Here is a 19913-nt window from a genome sequence, read left to right as displayed (position 1 = left end):
CCGTTTCTCGCTATGGCCCTCGTCTTTCCGCCCTAGTCCTCGATGTGTTTGAACCCGATGCCAAGCGGCAGACCCACGTTGTCGTGGAGGCGCACCGTGCCACCGTCGGTGGCGGGCAGGTCGATCGCGGCGAGCAGTCGGGCGTCGCCCTGGGCAGGGGCCTCGCGCATAGCCAGGTCGCGCACCGCGAGGTACGCCGGTGCAACCCCGGCGGCCTCGAGCACGCCACGCACGGTGTCCAGGACGGTCTCGGCGCCGTGCTCGGCGGCGTGCGCCCCCGCGGTCAGGGCGGCGGACAGCGCAAGCGCCTGGTCGTGGGCGTATTCAGCGACGCGCTCGTTGCGCAGCGAAAGCGCCAGCCCGTTCGGCATGCGCACGGTAGGCACGCTGTGCAGCTTGACCTCCATGCGCAGGCCCGCCACGGCAAGCTGGGTGGCGACGAGCAGTTCGAAGTCCTTCTCCCCCATCACCAGGTCGGTGGCATGGGTGGCGTTGAGCACCGCCAGGATGTGGGCGACGTCGCGCGCCATGGCGTCGGCGTCGTCGAGGTGCTCCATTCCGGTGCGCACGCTCACGGCGGTGCGCAGCTCGCCGTGGAAGACCACGTCGACGCCCTCATTGCGGAAGGTCTCGGGCACGTCCTCGCCTGAGTAGGTGACAAACACGTACGCGCCGAGCAGCGACTTCGCCGCCCGGATCAGCTCGATGTGCCCGGCGTGGACGTCGGCGCCCAGCGGTACGACCGCAATCGTCTTGCCAATCTTGCGGAATGCACGCCCGTAGGTGGCCAGCAGCTGCTCATCACGCACGACAACCGCGTTGCCCGGTTCAAAAGTCACAGGTCTTCCTCTCGTTGCTGCGCCGCGCGGCGCTCCAATACTTCCACTAATCGACGCACCCCTTCTCCCCCAACCGGCTCTCGGTCGAGCGGGCGCAGCGGCGGCAGTTCGGCGCCATCGAAGGCCTCGGCGACCGCCTCGAAGTTGGGGTTGGCCTGCCGCAGCAGCGCAAGCGCGTCCTGCTGGACTACGCGCTGCAGGGCGCGCAGGTGTTGGGCGGTGGCCACCAGCGGACGGTCCGCATCCGTGATCGGCATGGTGACCTGCCCGAGCTCCCCGAGCACCAGCGCGATCACGGTCTCCCCCAGCTCGTCGGCGGCGGAGGTGACCCACACGTTGTCCACGATGTTGTGCGCGCACATGACGACGGCCCCTGCGACCTCAACCTCGTCGAGGAGCTGGGCGCCGTGGTCCAGGTTGGTGTGCCAGAACATCTGCCTCGGGCGCACGAACGGCGCGCACTCGGCGGCGGCGCGCTCAATAACGTCAGCGGAGCCCTCGAGGAGCACCAGGTCGGCGGCGGCGATGTCCGCGGCCACGCACGGGTACGTCACGCGGTGCCCGGCGCGCGCAAGCTGATCACTCAGCGCGCTGGGGCCGCGCCAGGCGGCGATGGTCAGCGTTGGGCTCATTTGTTGCGGCGCGCTAGCAGCTCGGCGACGGAGACAGCGTTGTCGCCGGCCGCGTCGCGGCGGCGGCGTCCCCCAGCACGCGGGGCTGGTTCCGGCACGGTCTCGATGACCTCAGTGACTGGCTGCTCGTGGCGTCCGTGCTCAGGCTCTGGTGCTGGTTCTGGCTCGGGAACCGGCTCAGGCTCAGGCTCAGGTTCCGGTTCGGGCTCCGGCTCAGGCACTGGCTCGGGTACGGGCTCAGGCTCCGGGATTGGTGCCGGTTCAGGCTTCTGTGCTTCTTGCGCTTCTTGCTTCGCCTGGTGCTCGCTAATCAGCGCCGTGAGCGGGTTCTGCGTCTCCCGACTCGGCTGGCTGCCAATGCGCCCGGCGATCGCGTCGGAGGACGGCGCCCCGGCCGGGCGGTCTTCGGACGGTTCGTAGGTGGGCTGGGTGAAGGACTCAATCTCCTGGATGCGGCGCGCCGCGGCGTGCACGGCGGCGGGCTCGTACTCGAAGACGTGCCCGCTCATCTCCTCAATCGTGGAGCGCAGGGAACGCAGCTCCTCCTGGATGTCGCGCAAGAGTTCGTCGGAGTCGGCGTCGACACCCGAGGGTGCGCCAGCGCGCGCGGCCTCGAGCTCGGCGGCGAACGTCTTCTCCCGCTCTTCCTGCAGGCGCGTGGCCTCCTCGTTGTCGCGGCGCAGGCGGTAGATCACAATGAGGCCCGCGACGGCGGCCCACAGCGCCAGGATCAGCGAAAGCTTGAGTATGTTCGCGGAGTTGGTAAACAACATCACCACTGTGCCTGCAAGCGCAGCCACAAATGGAACAATCACCCAAGTATTTTTCATGCCCACTACCTTAGCTAACCTGTTCTCCACTTGAGGGTGGCGACACCTCACACACCCGTTCCAGCACTACACCGGCCACCGCCAGCGTGACGCCGCCCAGCGCCCCGGAGACCAAGGGCGGCACGTCCTGCGCCGCGGCCATCAGCACGTGCATCCGGGGCAGCACGAAGAGCAGGCACCCCGCATACAGCCCGCCGCTGACCGCACCTGCCCAGGTGCAGGCCTTGCCAAACAGCATGAAGTTCGCCGCCATCATCGGGTTGAGCTGGCTGCGATCCAGGCCAACCTTGCCCTCATCACGGCGCTTGTGCACCATGAACGCAACGTAGAAACACACCGCTGCCACGATCCAGAGGCTCAGCGGCACCACCATGTTCAGCGACTCAAGCAGGCCGAACAGGCGGCGCACCACAATGAACGCCGCGGCGGTACAAAACCCGAACACGGCGATCACTCCGGACAGCGGCGTGCGTTTCACAGCTTGCGAACCCCCTGCGGTTCCAGCTCCGCGAGAATCTCGCTGACCGGGCGATCGAGCAGCTTGGCGTGCGGGTCAATCTCCAGCCAGGGAACCAGCACGAACTCGCGCAGGTGCGCGCGTGGGTGTGGCAGCGTCAGCTCAGGGTCGTCGCTGCGGTAGCCCTCGAAGTCGATGATGTCCACGTCCAGCGTGCGCGGGCCCCAGCGCACGTCGCGTACGCGGTTCGCCTGCTGCTCTAGGCGCTGGCAGCGGGCGAGGAGGCTGTAGGGGTCGTCGCTGTCGGTTTCGATAAGAAAGCTCTGGTTGAGAAAGTCTGGCTGCTCCACCCCGCCCCAGGGCGCGGTGGCGTAAATCGAGCTTGCGTCGAGGAGCTCGGCGGCGAACTCGTCGGCGACCGACTGCAGGTGGGCACGCGAGTCCTCCATGTTGGAGCCTGCCGAAATCACCGCGCGCATCAGCGGGCCCCCATCCGTTTACGGGAGCGGCGTGCCACCACGGCGACGTCCTCGAAGGGAAGCGGGATCGGCGCGTGCGGCTTGTGCAGCGTGACCTCCACCGCGTGCAGGATGTCGAAGTGCTCCATGGCGGCCTCGGCGATCTCGGTGGCCACCGTCTCGATGAGCTGGCGCGGCGTGCCCGAAGCGATGTCGCTGGCCAACTGGGCTAGCTCCGCGTAGTTCATCGTCTGGGTCAGGTCGTCGGTGGCTGCGGCGCCTGCGAAGTCGAGCCAGCAGGTGATGTCCAGCAGGAAGCGCTGCCCGTGCTCGCGCTCGTGCGGCAGCACGCCGTGGTGCGCGTAGACGGACAGGCCCTTGAGTTCAATGCGGTCAGCCAAGGTTGCCCGCCTTCCACGCGGCGGCTACGTCCACGGCGTCGCGGGAGACGGCCACCTCGTGCACGCGCACGCACCAGGCGCCAGCCTGCGCGCACAGGGCGGTGACGGCGGCGGTGGCTGGGTCGGCGTCGATAGGCCCGTGCTCGAGCCCGCGGGCGGCGCGCACCCCGGTGAGGAAGCGCTTGCGGCTGGCCCCCACCAGCAGCGGGTAGCCGCAGTCCATGAGCGCGGGCAGGGCCTGCAGCAGCTGCCAGTTCTCTTGCGGGGTCTTGGCAAAGCCGAGGCCCGGGTCCAGCGTGATCTGCTCGGGGCGCACCCCAGCGGCCGTGGCGTTGGCAACCAGCTCGTCGAAGAGGCCGAGCACGTCGGCCACCACGTCCCCGCCGTGGTCGGCGGCACCGGAGGCGTTCACGAACTGCTGGGCGCGCCAGTGCATCAGGCACACCGGCAGGTCCGTGCGCGCCATCGTGGCGTACATGTCCGGGTCCGCGAGCCCGCCGGAAACGTCGTTGATGAGGTCCACGCCGACCTCGGCGGCGGCCTCCGCGATGGCGGCGCGCATCGTGTCCACGGAGGTGCGGATGCCGTCCTCGTGAAGGGCCCGGATCACCGGGGCCACGCGCGCCACCTCGACCTCGGCGGGCACACGCGTCGCGCCCGGCCTGGTCGACTCCGCACCCACGTCGATGATGTCCGCGCCCAGGCGGACCAGCTCGTGGGCGTGCGAGAGGGCGTCGTCAACTGCGAGCCACTTCCCGCCGTCCGAAAACGAATCTTCCGTGACGTTGACGATGCCCATCACCGTCGTGCGCCCCGGCGCGGTGAGATCCTGCACACTGACCATTGTTAGCTCCTTATCAGGCTCAAGACCTCGGCCCGGGAGGCGGCGTTCTTCTGGAAGCCGCCGCGCACCGCGGAGGTCGTCGTCACGGCACCAGGCTTGCGGATGCCCCGCATCGCCATGCACAGGTGCTCACACTCCAGCACCACAATCACGGCGGAAGCCCCCAACTTATCGACGATCGCGTCCGCAATCTGCGCCGTCAACCGCTCCTGCACCTGTGGCCGCTTCGCGTACATATCGGCCAGGCGGGCGAGCTTCGACAGGCCCGTGACCTTGCCTTCCTTGCCCGGGATGTAGCCGACGTGCGCCTTGCCAAAGAATGGCACCAGGTGGTGCTCACACGTGGAGTACACCGGGATGTCGCGCACCAGAACGAGCTCCCGGTAGTCCTCCGCGAACGTCTTCTCCAGCACCGCGGTCGGGTCCTGGTGCAGCCCCGCGAACACTTCCTCGTACGCCTTCGCCACTCGCGCCGGGGTTTCCTTCAGCCCCTCACGGTCCGGGTCCTCGCCGACTGCGATGAGGAGTTCGCGCACCGCGGCTTCGGCGCGGGCGCGGTCGAACTTACTGGTCATCCTCGTTGCTCCTGTGTCGTGGCAGCTGTTTGGTTTCTTCCTCTGACGGTCGGTCGGGCCGGTCGGGCCGCTCGTGCTCCGGCAGGCGGAACCCGATTTCCTCGTCCGGGCGGTAGTTGTCCATGCCCGGGTGCGTATCCGGCTCAGGCTTCGGCTCAGGCTTTGGCCCCGGCGCGGGCTCACGCTTCGGCGCGCCCGGGTACGTCCAGTCGCTCGGCGGCTTCGGCCCGCCGTAGGTCGGGGCGCCTCCCGCAGGTGGCGGTGGCAGCGGAGCGCCGTGCTCCTTCTCCCGTTCTTTTCGACGCCGCTCCCGCGTCTCACGCGACGCCTCAAGGATGGAGAAGCGCTTCGGCGGCTCCTCGCCACGCTCCTCGGCAAGCTCGACCGGGGTCTTGACGGGCTCGCGGCCGAACTGGCGGCCGAAGCGGATGTCGTAGGCAGGCAGCTCCGGCCGGTGCGGCTCCACACCCTCGAGGAGCGCTTCGAGGTCTTGGCGGCGCAGCGTTTCCTTCTCCAGCAGCTTGGACACCATGGTGTCCAGCTGGTCGCGGTACTGCTCCAGGATGCCGTAGGCGGTGGCGTGGGCGGCGTCGATAAGCGTGTGTACCTCCTTATCGATCGTGGCCGCAACCTCCGGCGAGGACTCCATCTTGGCGCCCGCCCCCATGCCGGAGAAGGCGTCGCCCTGCGCCTGGCCGTACTTCACCGTGCCCAGCGCCGAGGTCATGCCGTACTCGGTGACCATCGCGCGCGCGATCTTGGTGGCCTGCTCGATGTCGTTGGACGCACCCGTGGTCGGCTCGCCGAAGACGAGCTCCTCCGCGGAGCGCCCGCCCATGGCGAAGACGAGCTGGGCGAAGAGCTCGTCGCGGTTGTACATGCCCTTGTCGTCCTCGTCGGCCGTCATGGCGAACCCGCCGGTGCGGCCGCGGGCGAGGATGGTGACCTTGTAGACGCGCTCGATGTCTTTCAGCGCCCACGCCGAGAGCGTATGCCCGCCCTCGTGGTAGGCGGTGACCTTCTTCTCCTTCTCGGAAATCACCTTCGAGGAGCGGCGCGGCCCGCCGATCACGCGGTCCGTGGCCTCCTCCAGCGCGTCCGGGGTGATCACGTTGCCACCGATGCGGGCGGTGAGCAGCGCGGCCTCGTTGAGCACGTTGGCTAGGTCCGCACCGCTCATACCGGCGGTGCGCTTCGCCAGCGCATCCAGGTCCACGTCCTTGGACAACGGCTTGCCCTTCGCGTGCACCTTCAAAATCTGGGCGCGCCCCGCGATGTCCGGGTTAGTCACCGGGATCTGGCGGTCGAAGCGGCCCGGGCGCAAAAGCGCCGGGTCTAGGATGTCCGGGCGGTTCGTCGCCGCGATCAGGATGACGCCCTCGCGGTCGCCGAAGCCGTCCATCTCCACCAGCAACTGGTTGAGGGTTTGCTCGCGCTCGTCGTGGCCACCGCCCATGCCGGAGCCGCGCTGGCGGCCGACGGCGTCGATCTCGTCAATGAAGATGATGCAGGGCGAGTTCTCCCGTGCCTGCTTGAACAGGTCGCGCACGCGGGAGGCGCCCACGCCGACGAACATCTCCACGAAGTCAGAGCCCGAAATGGTGTAGAACGGCACCCCGGCCTCACCAGCGACGGCGCGCGCGAGCAACGTCTTACCCGTGCCCGGAGGGCCGTACAGCAGCACGCCGCGCGGAATCTTCGCGCCGAGCGACTCGTAAATCTTCGGGTCGATGAGGAAGTCCACGACCTCCTGCAGCTCATCGACGGCCTCATCCGCACCAGCGACGTCCGCGAACGTGTTCGTCGGATTGTCCTTCGACAACTGCTTCGCCTTCGACGAGCCAATCCCGAACATGCCGCCGCCGGCCTGCATGCGGTACATGAAGAAGAACAGCAGACCGAAGATCAGCACCATCGGCAGCATGAAGCCGAGCATCGACATCAGGAAGGACTCCTGCGTCACGTTCGTCTTGTACTTGTCAGGGGCGGCTTCCTTCACCGCGCCGAAGATCTCCGGCGTGGTACGCGCCGGGTACTGCGCGCTGATCTGCTCGACGCCCTCGCGCTCTTCAACCTTGATCGGCTCCCGCAGGTCAATGCGGACACGCTGCTCGCGGTCGTCGATCTGGACTTCCTTGGCGTTCTTGTTCTGCAGCTGCTCCATCGCGATCGACGTGTCCACGCGCTGGTAGCCGCGGGTGTCGTCCCCGATGAGGGTGAGCAGGTACAAAACAATAAGCACGGTGGCGCCAATCAGGCCCCACCGCAACACGTTTTTATTCTTGGTCATACAGCTCTTCTGTGTGTATTAGATGTCCTCAGGCGCGTCGGAGTAGACGCGGGGGTGCAACGTGCCCACGTACGGCAGGTCGCGGTAGCGCTCAGCGTAGTCCAGGCCGTAGCCGATCACGAACTCGTTCGGGATGTCGAAGCCGACGTCGAGAAGATCAATCTTGGCTTTCTGGACCTCAGGCTTACGCAGCAGCGTGATCACCTCAAGGCTCTTCGGGTTGCGCCCCGACAGGTTCTTCAGCAGCCACGACAGGGTCAGGCCTGAGTCGATGATGTCCTCGACCACGAGCACATCGCGGCCCTCGATCTCCTTGTCCAGGTCCTTCAGAATGCGCACCACGCCCGAAGAGGTGGTGGAACTGCCGTAGGAGGACACCGCCATGAACTCCATCTCGCACGGGATGGTGAGCTTGCGGGCGAAGTCCGTCAAGAAGAACACCGCGCCCTTAAGCACGCACACGAGCACCAGGTCCTGCTCGGCGCCACGGTACTTCTCGGAGACCATGTCAGCCAGCTCTTGGATGCGCTGCTGCAGGTCTTCCTCAGGAATCAACACCGCCTCCACGTCGTCTCCGTAGCGGTGTGGCGCAACGTTGAAATCCTTCTTGTCATACAGCTCGGTCATCGGGTGCCCTTTCTCAAGACCGTCTCGGTTGGCATCAGTTCATCATCTTGCCACTTTCACGCCACCTTGGACAACCATTTAGACGAACACGAGCTTTCCGTCGCGCCGCGCCACCCGCGCCCCGCCGCCGAGCTGCACCGCGCCCTGCCCCCGCCAGTTCGTCACCAGCGCCTCAATCGCCGCAAGGTGGGCACCCTTGACCTCTCCCCGCTTTTCGACGACCCACTCCGCCAACACCGCCCTCCTCACCACCGGCGCAAGTGCTGCGAGCTCCGCGCAGTCCAGCGCGCCCGAGTCTGTGCTTGTTGCCGGGGTGATTCGTTGGAGCTGCGCCGCGGCTTGCGCGATCCGGTCCGCCGTCCCCGCCAAGGCCGGCACGACCTCCCCGCCGACGATCTCCTCCAGCAGCGGGATCACCCGGGTGCGCAGTGCCACACGCCGGTACCGCTCGTCCTTGTTCATCGGGTCCTGCCAGGGTGCGACGCCCAGTTCGGCGCAGGCGCCCGCGGTATCCGCGCGGCGGACATGCAACAGCGGGCGCACCAGCCGGCCAGCGCGCGGCGACATCCCCGCCGGGTTGCCGCGCAGCGCCCCCAACAGTAGCGTTTCGGCCTGGTCGTCGGCGGTATGGGCCGTCCACACGTCCCGGTCGGGGCCGGCGTGGTCGAACAAGGCCGCGTAGCGGGCCTGGCGGGCGTCGGCCTCCGTGCCCTTACCTGTGTGTGTGATTTGGATGGTCGCGATTTCCGCGGGCACCCCAAAGTTCCGCGCCTGCTGCGCGGCGCGCCGGGCCACCTGCGCCGAGCCCTCCTGCAGCCCGTGGTCCACCACCAGTGCCGTCACGTCCAAACGCTCCGCCGCGGCCGCCGCCACCAGCGCCAACGAGTCCGCACCGCCCGACAGCCCAATCACCGCAGGCCCCGTCCACCCGCGCACCGCGCGGCGGCACGCCAAAAAGTGGGGGCTGCGCCGGGGCCAGAACGGCTCCATCGCTAGAACTCCCGCAGCGCCGAGGCAAACGTGTCCATCGCCCGGCGCGCCTCCAGAATGTCCGAATCATTCGAGAGCAACGCAAACGTGTACACGTTGCCGCTTTCCGCAGTCACCGTGCCCGCCAGCCCGGACGTCTCGTCCAAGGTGCCCGTCTTCGCGCGCACCCAGCCACGCCCGGCCAGGTCCCCATAGCGGGTGGCCAAGGTGCCGTCGCCGGCCGCGACCGGCAGCGCGTCCAGCATCGGGCGCAGCTGCTCGTGCTGAGTAGCGTCACTCAGGATGCTGTCCAACATGCGCGGGGTGATCCGGTTGTCCACCGACAGCCCCGAGCTGTCCACCAGCGTGATGCCGCCCGTGTCGAAGCCGTGCTCAGCCAGGACGTGCAGGGTGGCGGAGGGGGCGTCGATACCTACGTGGGCCGCCACCTCCCTGCCGATGGCCTCCGCGTAGACGTTGTCGGACTCCTTCATCATCATGTGCAGGCGCTGCACCAGGTCCGGCGACTCCACGCTTGCCAGCGTATCTGTCTCCGCGGGCGCCGGGCCGAGACCGACCGTCTGCGCACCCACGCGATCCGCCAACGCCTGCGCCACATCCAACGCCGGAGTATGCGAGCGCGGCACGTCCCCCTCCGTCTCCCCGTTGAGGCGACCGCCCGAGAGCATCGCCGGTTCCAGCGGCGCGACGAAGCCGCCATCGATGTCCACGGGGTCCCAGCCCGGCATCATGGTCGGCTGGCCCTCCCACGCCTTCGTGTCGATGAAGACGGCGGTAACCTGCTGGTTTTTGAGCTGCTCGGCGAGCTGGTCGATGGCCTCCGCGTCCAACCACACGTCACCATTCGCCTTGATCACGACCGAGCCCGGCTGCTCCCCACTCACCACCTGCGTCTCGATCCTGTCATCCGCCCCCAACTCCAACACCGCCGCCGCAGCCGTCAGAATCTTCGTCGTCGACGCCGGGCGCAACGCCTCCCCCGCCAACCGATCAAACAACACCTCACCCGTCGAACCGTCCGACACACGCGCGTGGAACGTGCCCAACGCGGGGTCCTCCGCAAGCTCCGCCAGGCGCGCCTGCAGTGCCTCAACATCCACCGGGCGTGGTACCGCCGGCACCAATACCGGCTCCGCCTGCGGCAACTGATACGCCGGGGCGTGCTCAATACGGCTGAGCTCCTGCTGCGCCGCCACACCGAAGCCAGCCGCGCCACCCACCGCGACCAACGCAACCCCGCCAACAATCCAAGTCCAAAGCTTCACGGCGCATAAGCGTAGCCCAAACCCACACGCCGACGCAGCCCCGTATGATAAGTACCGGTATTATCAACGCGACTACAAAAGGAGCGCACATGGCTGTCGAAGTCACCATCGAAATCCCCAAGGGTTCCCGCAACAAGTACGAACTCGACCACGAAACAGGCAAGGTCTACCTCGACCGCCACCTGTTCACCCCGATGGCCTACCCACTCGACTACGGCTTCATCGACGAAACCCTCGCCGACGACGGCGACCCAATGGACGCCCTCGTCCTCCTCCCTGAGTCCGTCTTCCCAGGCGTCATCGTCAAGGCACGCCCAATCGGCGTCTTCAAGATGACCGACGAAGCCGGCGGCGACGACAAACTCCTCTGCGTCATCGACGACGTCCGCTACGACCACTACCAGGACATCGACGACGTCTCCCAGTTCCTCAAGGACGAAATCGAGCACTTCTTCGTCCACTACAAGGATCTCGAGCCGAACAAGGAAGTTTCCGGCTCCGGCTGGGGCAACAAGGCAGAGGCAGAAAAGATCCTGCAGGCCTCCATCGACAACTACAAGAAGTAGGTCGCTGCTTCTAAGTGTTTGCCGCCTGGGTTGTACCTGGGCGGCTTTTTGCTTGGGCCTCTACCAAATTCCTGGTTTTGGCGTCGGCTCAGCAGGCCCGAGTCGGCCTGAGTGACAAAACACGCAACCCAATACATCCAGCCCTTTTCCTACCAGCGGAAATAAGGATGCGCTTTTGCAGGGTTGCGTCCTTTGTCACTGGCTGCCCAATCTGCACACCACGAGCGTCTAGAACTTGAGGTGATCTTTCGCCCAGAACGCCGCCGCGCCCAGCAGCGCAAGCAGCGGCACCAGGATCGCCGCGATGATGCCGCCCTTCGAGCTGCCTTCGCAATTCTCGGAGGATCCACTTGAAGAACCATCCTTCGCGCAGGTCGCAGGCGCCGGAACGCTCGGCTCGGGTGCCGGCTCACTTGTCGACGTCCCCACCTCCGGCTCTGGGACTTCCTCAGTTGTCCGCGCGGCGGACTCGGACGTGGTAGTCGACTCGGACGTGGTAGTCGACTCGGTCGTCGAAGAGGATGCCGTCGTAGTCAGCGTTGTTGAAGACTCTGGTGCGGGCTCAACCAGCGTAGTCGTTGGCGTAGTTGTCCGCGGAGCGGACGCTTTCGACGTCTCCGAGGTCGAAGGTTCGATGGTTTGGGTTGTCCGCGGGGCGGACACTTTCGGCGCCTCCGAGGTCGAAGGCTCCGTGGAAGGCTCCGCCGTAGTCGTTTCGGTTGTCCGCGGCGCGGACACCTTCGGCGCCTCGGAAGTCGAAGGCTCCGTGGAAGGCTCCGCCGTAGTCGTTTCGGTTGTCCGCGGCGCGGACGCTTTCGGTGCTTCCGAGGACGCGGACGAAGACGTGGACGAGGTCGCGGACGAGGATGTGGTCGTCGAAACCTCTGACGTGGTCGGAGACGGTGTGACCGAAGTAGTCACCGACGATGGCGCAGCAGAAGAAGTGACGTCCGTGGTTGTTGGCGTCGGCTCCTTTGCCAGCAGCTCGTCCAGGTTTTCCTGCGCCTCGACGACGCGGAAGAACGTGCGGTCAAGCTCGGCTTGCGCCTTGTTGATTTCTGGTGCGTAACCGGTGCGGCGCACAACCTTCATGAGCGCTTCGGCGATTTTGTGTTCTTGCTTGGCGGTCGCCAGCGCCGCGCGGGCTTCCTCAACGCTCTTTGGTTTCACTGCGGGCGCGTAGCTCGGGGCTTCGTACTGCGGTGTTGTGGCTCCACAGTTCGGGCAGCAACGAGGCGATGACGTGGAGGTCTCCCCGCTTGTCGACGGCCCCACCGTCGGCGTTGTCCGCGTAGCGGAAGTCGTAGACGTAGTTGGCGTTGCCGACACGCTCGGGGCCGCCGAAGTGGTTGTCCGCGGCGCGGACGTGGTCGACGTGGTCGGAGTTGGCGTAACCGACGTAGTCGACGTGGTCGGAGTTGGCGTAACGGACGTAATCGACGTGGTCGGAGTTGGCGTAACGGACGTAATCGACGTGGTCGGAGTTGGCGTAACGGACGTAATCGACGTGGTCGGAGTTGGCGCAACCGACGTAGTCGCGGTTGTCCGCGGCGCGGACGTGGTCGACGTGGTAGGCGTTGTGGACGTGGTCGTTGAGGTCTCGCTGGCGAGCTGCTCGCGCAGCTTCCCGAGGTTTGCCTTGGCTTCCGCGAGGGCACGCTCCGCATTCTCCACGTGCAGGCGCGCCAAGATGCGGTCCTTCGTACTCCGAGCGTTCTTCTCAGCCTGCTCGGCCTTCTTCAACGTGGCTTCTGCGTCGGCGACGATGCGTTCGCCCTCTTCGACCGTGGAAGGCTTTGGCGGGGCGACGTATTCCGGCGCAACGATGTAGTCGGTGCTCGGTACCTGCGAAGACGTCGAGGACGGCTTAGAGGTAGAAGGCTTAGAGGTAGCAGTCGTCGAGGTAGACGGCGTGGTCTCCGGAGCGATCGTCACAGTGACGGAGGGCGCTTCAGAAGTCGTCGAGCTCGTCGAGGTCGTTGGCAGCGGTAGGGCGCTCGGGATCGTCGGCATCGGCAACGGTGGCAGGTCCGGGAGGGACGGCTGGCTCGACGACGAAGACGAAGAAGACGATGTCGTCGGCTTTGGCTTCGGACGCTCGGAAGTCGTCGGCGTCACCACCGGTGGCAAAGGCGAAGGCTCAGGCGAAGGCTCCGGTGTAGGAGTCGGCTTCTGGCGCAGGTTGTTGCGCTGGATGAGGATTTCGGCGTCGAGAGGCTGGGGTACCAGGCCGGGTTTACGGGAGCCTCCGACGACCATAAGGAGGTCGTCGCAGCTGTGCGCGAGTGCCATCGCGTGGCCCATTTCGTGCGCGATGGTCATAATGCGGCTTTTCGCCTCAACATAGCGCCCAAACATCCTGGGACTAATCCGCACGGTCAGTGTCGGCCCGCCGCCGGTCACGCGCCCCAGCGGCCGCAGGCTTGGGTCCACGATCACGCTGACGGCCTCGGGCGTCTTGTGGTCGATGAACTTGATATCCAGGTATCCACCTCGGTCGCGCACGGCCTTGACCCACAGGTCGGCGGCGCGCTGGATGTCGGCGCGGTGGCCGGTGGTGTCGTAAAGGTAGAGGGTGTTGTTGCGGATGCCCGTATTGCGGTCACCCGCGAACGTAAACCGCGAAATGTCCAGTTGCTGCCCCCGCTTGAACTGCGACTTCAACGCTTTGCATTCGGACCCGTTGGGCCTCACGTCGACGTGCGCGGAAGCGGGCGTCGTACCCCCTAGTACCAGGGAGAAAGCACAAACAGCAGCAAGAACATTTCGAGTTTTCACAAAGGTTTACTATATGAGGAACCGGCGCCCGTATGCAAAGACGGCTGCACCAATTATCGACGCCACCACCAACGCAAACAGCGCCCGCACCAGGGTGTTCGACCCGGTCTCAGCCGCGATACCACGCTGCTCTGCAACCGGAGCCTGCGCTGGGGCGGCCTGCTGCTGCGCCTCAACAGGCGCCTGACCTGCAGCCTTGGAGGTTGCCAGGCCCTGACGCGCGACCTCAGCGGCGTTCTCCGCGAGCAGCGCGTTGGAGTCCTTCACCTCGGCGTCGGTTGGAGGCTCGTTGATGCGGGCCAGGTCGGTGACGTAGGTCTTGCCGTCAGCGTTGAGGTAGTACGTCAGACCACCGATAGCGAGCACTGCTGGCAGGGCGATCAGGCCGGCTGCCGCTGGTGCCGGGTTGTTCGGGTCAACGTCTTCGGCGGTGAATGGGACGTCCTGGTGGTCGCCGGTCGGGTCTGGCTGCTCGACAGGGGTCGTTGCCTCGGCTGCGGGAGCTTGGGGCGCTGCGGTTTCGGCGGCGGGGGCGTCGATAAGCCCGGCGACAGCCGCCTTCGCCACGTCCACTGCGCGCTCGCGGTCAGCCGCCGAGAGCTGGTCAAAGGCGATGTTGACCAGGTTGCGGTCCGGCACGTAGTGGGTGCCGTCCTGGGTGAGGAAGTACTCGGCACCGTTGATGTCGTGGGTCACGGCCGGCAGCGGGATGTCCTGTGCCTGGGCCATGGGGACGATGGCGGTTGCGAGCGCGCCGGTCATGACGGCGGCCAAAACGGTGTTGCGCTTCATTAGGGGCTCCTTTGCTCAACATGAAGTCTCAAGTCTTACTTCATGGTTTAGCCCCACTGTAGACGCACTTCACCCCAGTCACAAGTGTTTACACAAAAAACTTCAGTTACTTTGCGCCGGTATCGGTCGGTGGCGCATCCAGCACGGACGAAAATTGCCACCCAATGACCGCGTTGCGAACCGAGTCCGCCAAAATATTGCGCGGCTGAATACAGGAGATCGTCAGCAGCCGGCCCGGGCGTGGCCCATCACCCCAAATATCAACATCGCTGGCCATGACCTCTTTCACCGGATCGTGCAGGTCAGTCGCGCGGTACGACAACCACTTCCCACCAGCTGCCTCGGAGTCGGCGGTGCGCAGGTACAGCATGTCCCCCACCCGGATGGTGTGCTGGTCGGAGGAGCCGTCGAAAAGCTGGTCAAAGACCCCGTGCACCCCTGCACCCGTGTGACCAGCGACGACCACCAGATCCTCAGCACCCGGCCCCGGCAGCGAATACGGCTTCTCCGGCGCCGTATACACACATGCCTTATCTAATGTGGCCGGATCCAAGGCGTCCGCGCGCACGCGGCACGGGCCCTCCTCGAAGTGCGCGCGAAGCCCGACCGAGGGAATAAACATCTCGAGCGGCTGCGACTGACCAAGTGCTGCAGGAACCTCTGCTGGAGGCTCGGGCGCAGGCGCAGGCTCCTCTTTGCCGCACCTTGCTGACAGCGAGATGAGTGCCACGAGCAGCACCAACGCCACAACCCGGCGCACCCAAAACACCCACTGAGGCGGTCGAGTTCGAGGAGGCGTACGCATAGTGGAAATCGTAGCCGACGCACCCGGCACTTCCGCTACAATCGCGCACATGCAATCCATCAACGTTAAAGAAGTACCCGAAAACGCCCAGCTCATCGACGTCCGCGAACCCGAAGAATACGCAGAAGTCCACGCCGTAGGCGCCACCAACCTGCCCCTGAGCGAACTGACCACCCTCACCGACAAAATCGACCCCGACCAGGACATCTACGTCATCTGCCGCTCCGGCGGGCGCTCCTCCCGCGCATGCGAATACCTCGAGCAGGTACACGGCTGGGAACCCATCAACGTGGAGGGCGGCACCATGGAGTGGATCGCCAACGGGCTACCCACCGAGTAACACGGTTTCATTCCTGGCCAGCAGCCCGATACTCTGGGACTTATGGCCACGATTGAACTCCCAGAGGCGCTGACTACTTCGCCATCGTTCCAGATCGAGCGCGTGCGCAGGCACACCAAAGATGAGGTGGAGCGCACCCTGGCGAAGCACGACTCCTCCATGCGCGAGTTCTGGATACTCAGCTGCGTCTCCGAGCAAGCACGCTCCCAGTCGCAGCTCTCTGAGCTCCTCGCGATCGACGCCTCCGACATGGTCCGCCTCATCGACTGCCTAGAGAAGCACGCGTGGGTCAAACGCGAACGCGACCCAAAGGACCGCCGCCGCCAAATCGTGACCGCCACCAAGAAGGGCGGCAAGGCGCTGGCGAAGCTCGCGGAGGATGTGGCCGCCGCCGAGGAACGCGCCCTTGACGCCGCCAACCACAAGCAGCTCAAGAACCTCCGGAAGCTATCGCAGGCGATTTTGTAGTTTTTGCCTGGCCTTGTTTCGAAGCGGAGTGCCAAACGGCGCATCCAAATTTGGACTAGTCGTCTATACCAGCCGGTTAGAAAAGTATTAGATGTTAGAGGGTGCGTCTTTTGCCACCCACCCCGGTTGCTACTGCACCAAATTCCTGGATTTTGGAAGGGTGCCGCCGCGTTCCCCCAGGTCGCAGATTGCGAGCGGGGGAATTTGGTGTCAGGCTCGAATGCTACTGCACCAAATTCCCGACTCCCAACGCACACCCGGGGCGTTTCCCCAGGTCACCAGCCCGTCGCCGCGGATCGTGGTGCCCAGCAAACTCCCAGCTACTCCTCGACCGCGTCCCGCCGACGCTTCCACCGCCGGTACAGAATCAGTAGCAACACCACCAGCACGATCAGGGCCACGAGGATCATCCACCAACTAATCCCCAGGCCGGTGACGCGCGGTTCGGGGGCGTCGGGGTCGATTGGCACGCGAATAGCGTGGACGAGCAACCTGTCGGTGTTGAGTCCGTAGGGGGTACAGGTGATGAGCGTGATTCGGTCTTCCCCTGGTTGGTAGCGTACGGCCTGGTAGTGGTCTGGTTTCACGACTTCGCGGTCGACCATTTGGTAGCGCAGTCGCTGCCCCATCACGTCTATATAGATGTCTTGGCCTGCTTTGAGGGTGGGGAGGGCGTCGAACATGGCGGCGTTGACCATGCCGGTGTGGGCGGTGATGACGGCGTTGGTGCCGTCGCCGCCGACGGGGAGGGTGGAGCCAAACATGTGTCCTGCGCCGTCGTAGAGGACGTGGGGTGCGGTGGTGTGGTAGACGGGCAGGTCGACGCCGATGTCGGGGATGCGGATGCGCGCCATGATGCCCCCGGAGCCTGGCAGGTTGAGTTGTGCCATGTAGTCGGGCATGTCGGGGTCGTTTGGGTCGGGTGGGCGTGCGTGCGTGCCGGTGGCGAGGAGACGTTGGTTGTAGTCGCGGGCGCGGGCGAGTTGGGCGTCGCGTTCTTCGGCGCTGAGGTTGGTGGTGTGTTCGCTGTAGGCGTCGGCTTGGCGGCGGAGTTGTTCGTTGGTGGCGAGTGTGGCCACGATTGGGTAGAGCAACAGGAGCGCGCCGAGGATCAGCCCGATGAGCGAGATGAGGTTCCCGGCGCGTTTGCGGTTGGGTTGGCTCACTGGTCGTTCTCGTCTTCTTTTCGACGCGCCAGCAACCATCCCGCAACGATCAAGGCGAGGGCGAGCAGTGCGAGCCAGATGACGTTGGCGCCTGTGTAGGCGAGTACTTGGTCGACGCGCCCGCGCGGTCCGTCTTGCCGCTCGTGCTGGGCCTGGTCGCGCCCTGGTTCCTTATCACCCGGTCGGGGTGTCTCCGGCGCAGGCCCTGCAGGCCCCGCTGGACCAGTCGGCGCCGTACCCGACGGCCCTGCCAGCCCCGGCAGCAGCGGCACGAGTGGCAGCAACCCGAGGAGCCCCCACAGCCAGCGGCGATCCCCCTTGGAGGAGCCTTGCTGCGCGGGTGCCTCGATGAGCACGTCGGCGTGGGTGGCCTCCACGGTGACGAGGTTGCGTTCGGGGTCCATGCCGTTGGTGGTCAGGGTGGCGTCGGCACCTGCGGTGCCTGCCGCGGTGGCGCGTGCGCGTTGCTCCAGCGTGACGGTGGTGCTGGCGTCAGTGGCGCGGGCGCGCGCGAGTTTGGCCAGGCCAGACTTGGTCAAGACTGCGCGCAGGCGGTTGCCCTCGCGGTGGAAGGTGACATCGCCCGGGCCGAGCGCCACCCCGTTGATGCGCACCGCGGGCTCCGCAGAGAACTCCAGGTTTCCGGCGAGCGTGAGGATGAGCTCGTAGTGGCTGATGGTGCCGTCGTCAGACGGGTTGGGCGCCACCCCGCGCACGGTAAAGGTGACGTCCTCATCGGGGTGGACGCGCTGGCGGTTGGCCTCAAGCACCACGCTCAAATGCTGGGCTTTCGGCTCCACGGTGCGTGCGGACCCCTCCGTCACGGGTACCACGAAGGGCGCGAAGAAGACGTGCGACGCCGCCTTCGCCTCACTGTCGCCCAGCGTGAACAGGTACGCGCCGGGTTGCAGGCCGTCGAGGGTGACGCAGCCGCCGCTGGTGCGCGCGGTGGCCACTTCGACGAACGCGTCGGGCTGCGTGCGCAGCAGTCGTGGCACGTCGAGGGAGGCCAGCGCCTCGCGCCCGGCCTGGGTGCTCATGTCGACCGTGGTGATGCGGGAGGCGGTGACGGTGCGCTCCCCGATGGTGTCCAGGCCGTCGACGCCTGCGGCGGCGCGTAGGTCCACCGTGACGCTGCCCGGTGACGCAGCCACCGCAGCGGGCGGCCCGAAAACGGGCATGCCGACGCCGGCAACGCCGACCGTTACGGCCAGCGCCACCGCCATCGCAGTCCCTGGGTTGCTCACCGCTGTCCTACTTATGCCTTGCGGGAGCGCAGCTGGTAAACAGCGCCGCCGCCGAAGAGCACCACGCCGAGCGCCAGGATGATGAGCATGGTGCGCTCACCGGTTGCTGGCAGGCGGCCGAACAGGTTGTCCTTCACGTTGTTGACGCTGCCGGTGAGTGTCTTCGTGGCTTCGTCGTAGGTGAGTGGCTGTGGCTCTGGGTTGTTCAGGTAACCGGGCACGCCCTTGGTTTCTACTGCGCAGTAGTCGGCGAACGTGTTGTTCTTCTTGGTCAGGTTGAGGCCCTTGGCCTTCGCCAGGGCGGCACCGGCGTGCTCGCCGTCGGCGACGGTCTCGTCAGCCTTCAGCGTGGTTTCCGCCTTGCCGCCGATGACGACGCGTTGAGCGGCGGTGCCTTCCTCGACCTTCCAGGCGTCACCCTGCTTGGTGCAGGTAAAGATCTGGAACTGGGCGCCGGCTCCATTCTTTTCGCCGTCCTTTGCCTGCTTGTTCAGGAGTTTGGTCACCTCAACATTGGCGAAGTTCAGCGTCGTGGCGCCACCGTCCGGGTCATCGGTTGGGGTGGTGTTGTGCGGCTTGTCGTCGTTGGAGTAGTACACCTGCGCGGTGTTGTCGATCGTGCCGTTCGCGGGCAGGTCGACCAGCGTCGCGTCGAACTCGGTGCGCACGGTCAGGCCGGGGTGCGCGGCGCGCAGGTCGCGCAGCTTCTGCAGGCCTTTCTCGGTGAACGTCACGTCAATGGTGTTTCCGCCTGCGTCGGCCACGGTGTAGTGCGTGCCCGCAGCCAGCGTCTCCGGGGCCTTGTCGTTGGCGGACTTCAGCACCTGCACCTGCACGGGGTGCTCGGCCTGGCTCCACTTGAGGTTCGCCGACAGCGTATCGACGACCCTCAGCTGGTCACCTTCCGGGTTCGGGCCGAATGCTGGGATGGGGGCGTCGATACGGTAGCGGGCCTTGTCACCAAGGGTGGTGTTTTCGCTGATGAGCGACTTCTTCGGCTCGAGGATCTGGTTCTTCGGGCTGATGGTGCGCTCGTACTTCGCCTCGCCGTTCTCGAATACTGGGAGGGTGAGCAGGAACGGGGTTGCCACGGAGTGCTTCGCGCCTTCGGCGCGCAGCTCGGTGACGCGGAAGAGACCCACGCCGAGGTCCGTGAACACGGCCTCGCCGTCAGCGTTCGTGGCGACTTCCTTCGCCGTGAACTTCGGGTCCGCCGACAGATCGGCAACCTTCTTCTCGCCGGCAGTGGCGACGTCTTCCCAGCCCTGCGCGGTGTTCAGCGGCGCGATATCAGCGATACGCTCGACCTTGAAGGTGACGTCCTTGATCGTCTTCATGCCGTCGAGGCTGCCGCCCTCACCGATCGGCTCGCCCTCGTACTTCTTGATGGTCAGCTTGGTGGCGTGGTTGACGTCGACCTGCGCCTGGGCGACGGCGGCTGGCATCGTCGCAACGATGGAGGCGCCCACCGGCCCGACGAACGCGACCGCGGCCGCGGTTGATACTGCAAGTGCTGTGCGAGAAATGATGTGTTTCATGGTGT

The 19913-nt window shown here is 65.9% G+C and carries 21 protein-coding genes; 3 read left to right on the top strand and 18 right to left on the bottom strand.

The window, feature by feature from the left end; translation table 11 throughout:
- Nucleotides 1-32 precede the first annotated feature (32 nt).
- The 12 genes from JMN37_RS06780 to dacB all read right to left on the bottom strand — a co-directional run bounded on the left by JMN37_RS06780 (nt 33) and on the right by dacB (nt 10208).
- Nucleotides 33-839 (bottom strand): pantoate--beta-alanine ligase, encoded by an 807-nt coding sequence (locus JMN37_RS06780; RefSeq protein WP_252931431.1) that lies wholly within the window; start codon nt 837-839, stop codon nt 33-35.
- Nucleotides 836-1471, bottom strand: coding sequence for a hypothetical protein (locus JMN37_RS06775; protein ID WP_252931430.1), 636 nt, complete (start codon nt 1469-1471; stop codon nt 836-838). The genes JMN37_RS06780 and JMN37_RS06775 overlap by 4 nt, the downstream gene beginning before the upstream one ends.
- Nucleotides 1468-2301: a DUF6779 domain-containing protein gene (locus JMN37_RS06770; protein ID WP_252931429.1), complete on the bottom strand. Its 834-nt coding sequence runs from the start codon at nt 2299-2301 to the stop codon at nt 1468-1470. Before JMN37_RS06770 ends, JMN37_RS06775 begins: the two co-directional genes overlap by 4 nt.
- A 10-nt stretch (nt 2302-2311) precedes the next feature.
- The gene (locus JMN37_RS06765; RefSeq protein ID WP_070361896.1) at nt 2312-2779 is read right to left on the bottom strand and encodes a DUF3180 domain-containing protein; all 468 of its coding nucleotides are present in this window, start codon (nt 2777-2779) and stop codon (nt 2312-2314) included.
- Nucleotides 2776-3237, bottom strand: a complete 462-nt coding sequence (gene folK, locus JMN37_RS06760; protein ID WP_070361895.1) for a 2-amino-4-hydroxy-6-hydroxymethyldihydropteridine diphosphokinase — start codon at nt 3235-3237, stop codon at nt 2776-2778. The genes JMN37_RS06765 and folK overlap by 4 nt, the downstream gene beginning before the upstream one ends.
- A complete protein-coding gene (folB, locus tag JMN37_RS06755) occupies nt 3237-3617 on the bottom strand; it encodes a dihydroneopterin aldolase (RefSeq protein WP_252931428.1) in 381 nt (126 codons plus the stop codon). The genes folK and folB overlap by 1 nt, the downstream gene beginning before the upstream one ends.
- Nucleotides 3610-4461 carry a dihydropteroate synthase gene (gene folP, locus JMN37_RS06750; RefSeq protein ID WP_252931427.1) on the bottom strand — a complete coding sequence of 284 codons (852 nt, stop codon included), beginning with the start codon at nt 4459-4461 and terminating at the stop codon, nt 3610-3612. The genes folB and folP overlap by 8 nt, the downstream gene beginning before the upstream one ends.
- Before the next feature lie 2 nt (nt 4462-4463).
- Entirely contained in the window at nt 4464-5036 is a 573-nt protein-coding gene (folE, locus tag JMN37_RS06745; protein ID WP_070361892.1) for a GTP cyclohydrolase I FolE, read from the bottom strand.
- Entirely contained in the window at nt 5026-7326 is a 2301-nt protein-coding gene (ftsH, locus tag JMN37_RS06740; protein WP_252931426.1) for an ATP-dependent zinc metalloprotease FtsH, read from the bottom strand. The genes folE and ftsH overlap by 11 nt, the downstream gene beginning before the upstream one ends.
- A gap of 18 nt (nt 7327-7344) precedes the next feature.
- A complete protein-coding gene (hpt, locus tag JMN37_RS06735) occupies nt 7345-7953 on the bottom strand; it encodes a hypoxanthine phosphoribosyltransferase (RefSeq protein ID WP_252931425.1) in 609 nt (202 codons plus the stop codon).
- Between the two features lie 78 nt (nt 7954-8031).
- Entirely contained in the window at nt 8032-8943 is a 912-nt protein-coding gene (tilS, locus tag JMN37_RS06730; protein WP_252931424.1) for a tRNA lysidine(34) synthetase TilS, read from the bottom strand.
- A gap of 2 nt (nt 8944-8945) precedes the next feature.
- Entirely contained in the window at nt 8946-10208 is a 1263-nt protein-coding gene (dacB, locus tag JMN37_RS06725; RefSeq protein ID WP_252931423.1) for a D-alanyl-D-alanine carboxypeptidase/D-alanyl-D-alanine endopeptidase, read from the bottom strand.
- Between the two features lie 89 nt (nt 10209-10297).
- Here dacB and JMN37_RS06720 point away from each other — a divergent pair, with 89 nt between their 5' ends.
- Nucleotides 10298-10774, top strand: a complete 477-nt coding sequence (locus JMN37_RS06720; RefSeq protein ID WP_071573114.1) for an inorganic diphosphatase — start codon at nt 10298-10300, stop codon at nt 10772-10774.
- A 228-nt stretch (nt 10775-11002) separates the two neighbouring features.
- Here JMN37_RS06720 and JMN37_RS06715 read toward each other — a convergent pair whose 3' ends face one another.
- The 3 genes from JMN37_RS06715 to JMN37_RS06705 all read right to left on the bottom strand — a co-directional run bounded on the left by JMN37_RS06715 (nt 11003) and on the right by JMN37_RS06705 (nt 15149).
- Nucleotides 11003-13438 carry a hypothetical protein gene (locus JMN37_RS06715; RefSeq protein WP_143110555.1) on the bottom strand — a complete coding sequence of 812 codons (2436 nt, stop codon included), beginning with the start codon at nt 13436-13438 and terminating at the stop codon, nt 11003-11005.
- A gap of 123 nt (nt 13439-13561) precedes the next feature.
- Nucleotides 13562-14344 carry a hypothetical protein gene (locus tag JMN37_RS06710; RefSeq protein WP_070975563.1) on the bottom strand — a complete coding sequence of 261 codons (783 nt, stop codon included), beginning with the start codon at nt 14342-14344 and terminating at the stop codon, nt 13562-13564.
- A 106-nt stretch (nt 14345-14450) separates the two neighbouring features.
- The gene (locus JMN37_RS06705; RefSeq protein ID WP_252931422.1) at nt 14451-15149 is read right to left on the bottom strand and encodes a sortase family protein; all 699 of its coding nucleotides are present in this window, start codon (nt 15147-15149) and stop codon (nt 14451-14453) included.
- Nucleotides 15150-15198: 49 nt separating this feature from the next.
- Here JMN37_RS06705 and JMN37_RS06700 point away from each other — a divergent pair, with 49 nt between their 5' ends.
- On the top strand, nt 15199-15489 hold the full coding sequence (locus tag JMN37_RS06700) for a rhodanese-like domain-containing protein (RefSeq protein WP_070478242.1): 291 nt from the start codon (nt 15199-15201) through the stop codon (nt 15487-15489).
- 42 nt (nt 15490-15531) lie between these two features.
- Nucleotides 15532-15957: a MarR family winged helix-turn-helix transcriptional regulator gene (locus tag JMN37_RS06695; RefSeq protein WP_252931421.1), complete on the top strand. Its 426-nt coding sequence runs from the start codon at nt 15532-15534 to the stop codon at nt 15955-15957.
- 320 nt (nt 15958-16277) lie between these two features.
- On the opposite strand, the gene JMN37_RS06690 is transcribed toward JMN37_RS06695, so the two are convergent.
- From JMN37_RS06690 to JMN37_RS06680, 3 genes are read right to left on the bottom strand one after another with little or no spacing between them, the layout of a single operon-like run.
- Nucleotides 16278-17123, bottom strand: a complete 846-nt coding sequence (locus JMN37_RS06690) for a class C sortase (protein ID WP_252931420.1) — start codon at nt 17121-17123, stop codon at nt 16278-16280.
- Nucleotides 17120-18370, bottom strand: coding sequence for an LPXTG cell wall anchor domain-containing protein (locus JMN37_RS06685; RefSeq protein ID WP_252931419.1), 1251 nt, complete (start codon nt 18368-18370; stop codon nt 17120-17122). Before JMN37_RS06685 ends, JMN37_RS06690 begins: the two co-directional genes overlap by 4 nt.
- A gap of 11 nt (nt 18371-18381) precedes the next feature.
- Nucleotides 18382-19908 (bottom strand): SpaH/EbpB family LPXTG-anchored major pilin, encoded by a 1527-nt coding sequence (locus JMN37_RS06680; RefSeq protein WP_252931418.1) that lies wholly within the window; start codon nt 19906-19908, stop codon nt 18382-18384.
- Between the last annotated feature and the right edge of the window lie 5 nt (nt 19909-19913).

It is taken from the genome of Corynebacterium lipophilum, from assembly GCF_024102595.1.
GTDB classification, from domain to species: domain Bacteria; phylum Actinomycetota; class Actinomycetes; order Mycobacteriales; family Mycobacteriaceae; genus Corynebacterium; species Corynebacterium pseudogenitalium.
This window is presented reverse-complemented; position numbering and strand designations above follow the sequence as displayed.